The sequence below is a fragment of the Desertihabitans aurantiacus genome (genome assembly GCF_003344635.1).
GTDB lineage: Bacteria > Actinomycetota > Actinomycetes > Propionibacteriales > Propionibacteriaceae > Desertihabitans > Desertihabitans aurantiacus.
In genome coordinates this window covers 1-7,314 of the sequence record NZ_QPKK01000196.1, presented here as the reverse complement: position 1 = coordinate 7,314, position 7,314 = coordinate 1, and the positions used below count along the sequence as shown (strand labels likewise).

Sequence of the window (7,314 nt, the reverse complement as noted above, 5' to 3'; positions counted from 1 at the left end):
AGCCCTGCCGACGCCGCGAAGCGGATGCAGGAGGTCGTCTCGACCTGGGCGCAGGACTGACCCGCGATGACGTCCCCGACCCTCACCACCGGCGCGCGCGTCCCGGACGCGCGCGCCTCCGGCGGCGGCCGCCGCCGGTCCCCCGGTCGCGGCGGCCTGGTCGCCTGGACCTTCGCCCTGCCCGCCCTGGCGGTCTACGCGGTGTTCCTCATCTACCCCGCGCTGTCCTCGCTGTGGTTCAGCTTCACCGACTGGGACGGTCTCAGCCCCACCTACGAGGTGGTCGGCCTCGACAACTACCTGGCCATGGCGTCGGACCCCGTCGTCGCGCGGGCGGTGGCGAACAACCTCACCTGGACGGTCGTCACCATCGTCTTCCCGGTGGTCATCGGGCTCGCGCTGGCCATCCTGCTCAACGGACCCGTGCGCGCCAAGCCGGTGCTGCGGCTGATCTTCTACACCCCCGCGGTGCTCCCGCTGGTGGCGGTCGCCTCGATCTGGGGCTGGTTGTACAACCCCGAGTACGGGGCCATCAACGCCGCCCTCGACGCGGTCGGCCTGGACTTCCTGGCCCAGCCGTGGCTCGGGCAGGACTCGACCGCGCTCGGGGCGACGATGGTGCCCGCGATCTGGCTGAGGGTCGGCTTCCCGATGCTGCTCTACCTCGCCGCGCTGCAGGGCATCAACGCCGACATGTACGAGGCGGCCACGGTCGACGGCGCCACCCGGTGGCAGCAGTTCTGGCACATCACGATGCCGAGCCTGCGGCCGGCGCACTACATCGTGCTCGCCCTCTCGCTGATCGACTCGTTCAAGGTCTTCGACCTGGTCTACGCCATGACCTACGGCGGGCCCGGCACCGCCACCCAGGTGATGGGTACCTGGATGTACTTCAACGTCTTCCAGTACTACCAGGCCGGTTACGGCACCGCGATCGCGGTGGTCATCACCGTCGTGGCCGTCGCCGTCGGCATCCCCTACGTCCGTTCCCAGACCAAGGAGCACGTCGCATGAGCGGCTCTGCACAGCTCGCCCCGGCCGCGGCCCTGCCGGAGGCGGAGGTCCGCCCCGGCGGCCTGGGCCGGCCACGCCGGCGGGGCGGGGGAGTGGTCGCGACGGTGGTGCTCGCCGTCGTCGCCCTGTTCTGGATCTCCCCGCTGGCCCTCCTCGTCATCACCGCCCTCCGCCCGTTGTCGGACTTCGTGGCCAACGGTGCGCTGTCGTGGCCCGGGACCTTCACCCTGCAGAACTTCGCCGACGCCTGGGCGATCGGGAACTTCGCCGCCACCTACCGCAACAGCGCGGTGCTGCTGCTGCTCAAGGTGCCGGTGGGGGTCTTCATCTCCGCGATGCTCGCCTACGCCCTGGCCAAGCTGCGGCTGCGGTTCGGTGCGGTCGTGATGTACGCCGTGTTCCTCGGCCTGACGATCCCCGTCTACATCACCATCGTGCCGGTCTTCGTGATGACCCGGAGCTTCGGCGCGACCGACAGCCTGCTGGGCCTGGTCGGGCCCTACCTCGCCTTCGGGATCCCGTTCGAGGTGCTGGTGCTGCAGTCCTTCTTCCGCCAGCTGCCCGACGAGATCATCGAGGCCGCCAAGATCGACGGGGCCGGGCCCTGGCGGATCTTCCTCACGATCGTGCTCCCGCTCTCCCTGCCGGCGCTGGTGACGGTTTTCATCCTCGACGCCGTCGCGACCTGGAACGAGTTCCTGTTCGCACTGATCCTGCTCAGCTCCGACGCCAACAAGACGATCCCGGTCGGGCTGCTCAACTTCCAGGGCCAGTTCTCCAACAACAACACGGGTCTGGCCGCCGGCATCCTCATCGCCGTCGTCCCGATCCTGCTCGCCTACACCTTCCTGCAGCGCTGGATCGTCAGCGGGCTCACCGCCGGCGCCACCAAGGGCTGAGCCCCGACGCCCATCCGCTCCCACACCTAGGAGGACCCCACGATGACCGACCTACCGACCTTCGGTGCCGGGATCTGGCACTTCGCCACCTACAAGGACCGCTACGCCACCGACGGCTACGGGGAACCGGTCGGCCTGCTGGAGCAGATCGACCGGGCCGGGGCGGTGGGTGAGCTCTCCGTGGTCGACCTCAACTGGCCGTTCGTCGGCTTCGAGGGCACCACCGAGGACGTCCGCTCCGCGCTCACCCGCAACAAGCTGCGTGCGGTGGCGGTCACCCCGGAGATCTACACCCGCGAGTTCATGAAGGGCTCGCTGACCAACCCCGACCCCGCCGTCCGGACCAGGGCGTTGGAGATGCTGCACGAGGCGACCGCCGTCGCGCAGGAGCTGGGCTGCGACTACGTCAAGCTCTGGTTCGGCCAGGACGGGTGGGACTACCCGTTCCAGGTCAGCTACCGCGACGTGTGGCGGCAGGCCGTCCACGGGCTCCGCGAGCTCGTCGGGGCGCACCCCGACATGCGCTTCGTGATCGAGTACAAGCCGCGCGAGCCCCGCAACAAGATCATCTTCCCCAGCGCCGCCCGGACCTTGCTGGCCATCCAGGAGGTCGGTTACGACAACCTGGGTGTGCTGCTCGACTTCGGCCACTCGCTGTACGGCCTGGAGACGCCGGCCGACGCTGCCCAGCTGTGCATCGACCACGGTCGGCTCTTCGCCATCGACGTCAACGACAACTTCCGCGGCTGGGACGACGACATGGTCGTGGGCTCGGTGCACCTGGTCGAGACCTTCGAGTTCTTCCACGTGCTGCGGCGCAACGGCTGGGACGGGGTGTGGCAGCTCGACCAGTTCCCCTTCCGGGAGGACCCGGTGCAGGCGGCCCGGCAGGCGGTCGACTTCCTCAAGGCGCTGCACCGTGCCCTCGACGCCCTCGACGAGGAGGCGCTGGCCGCCGCGCAGGCCTCCCATGACGCCCTGGCCGCGCAGCGGCTGGTGCAGAAGGTGCTGCTGACCTCGATGGTGGAGGCGGGCTGATGCCGGGCCTGACCACCGACGAGGTGACCATGCCGGTGCTCGGACGGCTCGACTCCTCGGCACGGCGGGAGGACCAGGTCGCCCACCTGGCCGAGGTGGCCCGCCAGATCCGCATCCAGGACCTCAAGCTGGTGCACCACGGCGGCGCGGGGCACATCGGCGGGGACTTCTCCGCGATCGACATCCTCACCGTGCTCTACGGGGCGGTGCTCGACGTCAGCCCGGCCACCGTCGAGCACCCGGAGCGGGACCGGTTCATCCTGTCCAAGGGCCACGTCGCCGGCGCGCTGTACACCACGCTCGCCACCTTCGGGTTCCTCCCCGTCGAGGAGCTCGCGACCTTCCTGCAGCCGCTGTCCCGGCTGAACGGCCACCCCAACCGGGTCAAGGTGCCCGGTGTGGAGGCCAACACCGGGCCGCTGGGCCACGGTCTGCCGATCGCGGTGGGCCACGCGCTGTCGGCCAAGCTGGACGTCTCACGGCGCCGGACGTTCGTCCTCACCGGTGACGGGGAGCTGCAGGAGGGCAGCAACTGGGAGGCGATGATGGCCGCCTCCCAGCACGAGCTCGACTCGCTCACCGTCATCGTCGACCGCAACCGGCTCCAGCAGGGCGCCACCACCCGCGAGACCAACGACCTCGACCCGCTGGACGCGAAGGCGGCCGCGTTCGGGTTCTCGGTGGTCGAGGTCAACGGGCACGACCACGGCGAGCTGCTCGACGTCCTCTCGGCGGTGCCGTTCCGACCGGGCAAGCCGACCTTCGTCATCGCCCACACCCACAAGGGGCACCCCATCTCGTTCATGAGCAACAACGTCAAGTGGCACCACAAGGTCCCTGACGCCGAGCAGTACCAGCAGGCCCTGGACGAGCTGGACGCCCTCGCCCCCGACCGCGACGCCAGGAGGCCCGCATGACCCTCACCGCCAAGGCCCCGCAGACGGGATCCATCGCCGACGAGCCGCGGTACGACTGCCGCAACGCCTACGTCGAGACGCTGGCCGATCTCGCGCGTGCCGACCACCGGATCGTCGGCGTCGTCAACGACTCGGTCGGCTCGTCCAAGCTCGACGCCTTCAAGAAGGCCTTCCCCGACCGGCTCATCAACGTCGGCATCGCCGAGCAGGACATGGTCGGGGTGGCGGCGGGTCTGGCGAACGGAGGCCGGATCCCGTTCGTGTCGGCGGCGTCCTGCTTCCTCACCGCGCGGGCGCTCGAGCAGATCAAGGCCGACGTCGCCTACTCCGATCATAACGTCAAGCTGTGCGGGATGAGCCCGGGGGTGGCCTACGGCGAGCTGGGTCCCACCCACCACTCCATCGAGGACCTGGCCTGGCTGCGCGCCATCGACAACCTCACCGTGGTGGTGCCCGCCGACCCGGTCGAGACGGCGGCAGCGATGCGCTGGGCCGCGGCCACGGAGGGGCCCGTCTTCATCCGGGTGAGCCGGATGGGTGTGCCGGTGGTCTACCGCGAGGACCACGAGTTCGTCCCGGGTCGCGCGGTGACGCTGCGCGACGGTCAGGACGTCACCCTGATCAGCAACGGCACCGTGCTGTGGCGGGCGCTCGCAGCGGCCGAGCAGCTGGCGCAGGAGGGGATCGAGGCGCGCGTCCTCTCGATGCCGACGGTCAAGCCGCTCGACGTGGAGGCCGTCGTCGCGGCGGCCCGGGAGACCGGCGGCATCGTCACGGCCGAGGAGGCGACGCGGACCGGTGGGCTCGGAGGAGCGGTGGCGGAGAGCGTCGTCGAGCACCACCCCGCGCGGATGCGCATCCTCGGCATCCCGGAGTTCGCCCCGACGGGTTCGGCCGGCTTCCTGCTGGACCGCTACGGCATGTCACCGGAAGGCATCGCCGAGTCCGCCCGGGAGGTGCTCGGCCGCTGAACCCCGCCGCAGTCGGGGAGGCCACCGACCGCGACAGCGGGTCGGTGGCCTCAGACCGTGTCGACGTCCCAGGAGTGGGCGGTGAGATCCAGCGCGACGCGCAGCGCGCTGGTGTCGGACCGCACCGTGTAGACCAGCCGCTCCCGGGTGACCTCGTCCACCTCGAGGTGGGCGCGGTGCAGCCACGGGTGCTGACGCCGCAGGCTGATCAGGTGGTGGTAGGTGCCCCGGATGACCTCGTCACCGGCCCCGGGTGTGGGCGGCAGCTCGGGTCGGACGGCGTCGTCGCCGCCGAACCGCTCCTCCTTGACGCCGGTGGCGCCGAGCTCGTCCCCGGCGTAGACGAGCGGCGTACCCGGTAGCGTCAGGAGCGCGACGACGGCGAGGGCGACGAGGTCGGGGTCGTCCAACCGGGAGGCGAGGCGGGTGACGTCGTGGTTGCCGACGAACGTCACCGGCACGAAGCTCGGCACGAGCTCTGCGTGCCGGCCGAGGGTCCAGGCGAGCTCGTGCGGGTTGCGGTCGACGAGGCTGCTCCAGATCGCCTTCCACAGCTCGTACTGCGTCACCGAGTCCATGGTCGAGGCCTGCACGACGTCGGCGTGGTCGCCGTGGATGACCTCCCCGAAGAACCACGCCTCGGGGTGGGTGCGGCGCACCTCGGGCAGCACCGCGGCCCAGAAGTCGGTCGGCGTGGCGTAGGCGGCGTCGAGCCTCCAGGCGTCGGCTCCGCGGTCGAGCCAGGTGCGCATGATGTCGGTGACCTCGGCGCGGACGTCCTGCCGGCCGTGGTCGAGGGTGAGCAGGCCGCCGTGCCCTTCGAACGGCACCGGTTGCCCGTGCTCGTCGCGGAGCAGCCAGTCCTGGCGCTCGTGCCGGGCGGCGACGTGGTTGAAGACGCCGTCGAGCGCGATCCGCAGCCCGCGCTGCTTCGCAGCGGCGACCAGCCGGTCGAAGGCGGCATCGCCCCCGAGTCGCTCGTCGACGACGCGGTGGTCGAGCGTGTCGTAGCCGTGGGTCTCGGAGCGGAAGACCGGGCCGAGGGCGATCCCGGAGAGCCCGAGGGAGATCACGTGGTCGAGCCACGGCTCGAGGCGGTCCAAGCCGTGCGGCTCGGCGTGGGTGGGTGGTCCGGGCACGGCGCCCGCGGCACCGAGAGCGTAGACGTGCCACCACAGGGCGTGCTGCACCCAGTCGGGCTCGGCCATCGGTTGAGCTCTCAGAGCCGCCGCAGGAAGTCGGGGTCGTCGTCGGGGTAGCGGGGACGGTCGTAGCCGCCGCCACCGCCGCCGTCGGCCTTCGGGCGTCCGAGCAGGAGCCAGCAGATCGGGCCGATGATCGGCACCACGACGATCACTGTCAGCCACAGCCAGCGGGGTGCGTTGCGGATCCGGTCGGCCTCCGACTGGGCGACATCGATGACGCAGTACACCATCAGCGCCAGGGCGATGAAGAGGGGCAGGTACCGGAGCATGGGCGAAGCATAGTTCGCGGGTCGGCCGCAACTCCGTCGAGAGCCGCCCGCGCGCGGGCGAGCGGGTGCTCGTCGGAGGGCGGCCGCGGGGATCGCCCTCCGACAGGCTCGGGGCGTTCGCCCGGAACAGCGGGTCAGCCGAGGAGCAGACCGGCGAAGAGACCCACGGCGGCGAGCAGCTCGGTGGTGCCGGTGCGGGCGAGCACCGGGATGAGGTCGCGGCCGAGGGCACCGCGGAGGACGGTGCGGACGGCCGGCACCGCGGGCACCAGCATCGCCAGGCCGAGCAGCGCCCACCACGTGGTGAGCGCGGCCACGACCACCACACCGACCACACCGACGGCGACCAGGGCCGCGTAGAGCACGCGGGTGCCGCGGTCACCCAGCCGGGTGGCCAGGGTGCGCTTGCCGGCGGCGCGGTCGCCGACGATGTCGCGGAGGTTGTTGGCCACCAGCAGCGCCGAGGCCAGGGAGCCGATGACCACCGCGCCGACCAGCGTGGCGGCGTCGACCCGGCCGGTCTGGACGACGGTGGTGCCGCACACCGCGACCAGGCCGAAGAAGACGAAGACGAACACCTCACCCAGGCCGGCGTAGCCGTAGGGCCGCGGCCCGCCGGTGTAGAACCAGGCGGCGGCGATCGCGGCGGCGCCGACCGCGAGCAGCCACCACTGCCCCGACAGCACCACCAGCGCCAGCCCGGCCAGGGCGGCGACGCCGAGGGCGGCGAACGCGGCCCGCTTCACCGCGGCGGGGCTGGCCGAACCCGAGCCCACCAGCCGCAGCGGGCCCACCCGGTCGGCGTCGGTGCCGCGGACACCGTCGGAGTAGTCGTTGGCGTAGTTGACGCCGACCTGCAGGGCCAGGCTGACCAGCAGGGCGAGCACGGCCAGCCCCCAGCGCGGCGAGCCGGCGAAGGCGGCCGTCCCGGTGCCGACCAGCACCGGGGCCACCGCGGCCGGCAGCGTGCGCGGCCGCGCGCCAGCCACCCAGAGGCCGGC

8 protein-coding genes are annotated in these 7,314 nt (G+C 71.6%); 5 read left to right on the top strand and 3 right to left on the bottom strand.

What is annotated here, in order from left to right; all coding sequences use genetic code 11:
• Positions 1-66 precede the first annotated feature (66 nt).
• From DVA66_RS14585 to DVA66_RS14565, 5 genes are read left to right on the top strand one after another with little or no spacing between them, the layout of a single operon-like run.
• Positions 67-1,014, top strand: a complete 948-nt coding sequence (locus tag DVA66_RS14585) for a carbohydrate ABC transporter permease (RefSeq protein ID WP_114560740.1) — start codon at positions 67-69, stop codon at positions 1,012-1,014.
• Entirely contained in the window at positions 1,011-1,913 is a 903-nt protein-coding gene (locus tag DVA66_RS14580) for a carbohydrate ABC transporter permease (RefSeq protein ID WP_114560739.1), read from the top strand. The genes DVA66_RS14585 and DVA66_RS14580 overlap by 4 nt, the downstream gene beginning before the upstream one ends.
• A gap of 42 nt (positions 1,914-1,955) precedes the next feature.
• Complete coding sequence (locus DVA66_RS14575) at positions 1,956-2,951, top strand: sugar phosphate isomerase/epimerase family protein (protein ID WP_114560738.1); 996 nt, start codon at positions 1,956-1,958, stop codon at positions 2,949-2,951.
• Positions 2,951-3,868, top strand: coding sequence for a transketolase (locus DVA66_RS14570; RefSeq protein ID WP_198671783.1), 918 nt, complete (start codon positions 2,951-2,953; stop codon positions 3,866-3,868). The genes DVA66_RS14575 and DVA66_RS14570 overlap by 1 nt, the downstream gene beginning before the upstream one ends.
• Entirely contained in the window at positions 3,865-4,839 is a 975-nt protein-coding gene (locus tag DVA66_RS14565; protein WP_114560737.1) for a transketolase family protein, read from the top strand. The genes DVA66_RS14570 and DVA66_RS14565 overlap by 4 nt, the downstream gene beginning before the upstream one ends.
• A 50-nt stretch (positions 4,840-4,889) precedes the next feature.
• On the opposite strand, the gene DVA66_RS14560 is transcribed toward DVA66_RS14565, so the two are convergent.
• From DVA66_RS14560 to DVA66_RS14550, 3 genes are all read right to left on the bottom strand, one after another.
• On the bottom strand, positions 4,890-6,047 hold the full coding sequence (locus DVA66_RS14560; protein WP_114560736.1) for an alpha-amylase family glycosyl hydrolase: 1,158 nt from the start codon (positions 6,045-6,047) through the stop codon (positions 4,890-4,892).
• 11 nt (positions 6,048-6,058) lie between these two features.
• Complete coding sequence (locus tag DVA66_RS14555) at positions 6,059-6,313, bottom strand: PLD nuclease N-terminal domain-containing protein (protein WP_114126422.1); 255 nt, start codon at positions 6,311-6,313, stop codon at positions 6,059-6,061.
• A gap of 134 nt (positions 6,314-6,447) precedes the next feature.
• On the bottom strand, positions 6,448-7,314 hold an 867-nt coding region (locus DVA66_RS14550; protein WP_114560735.1), incomplete at its 5' end, for a 1,4-dihydroxy-2-naphthoate polyprenyltransferase.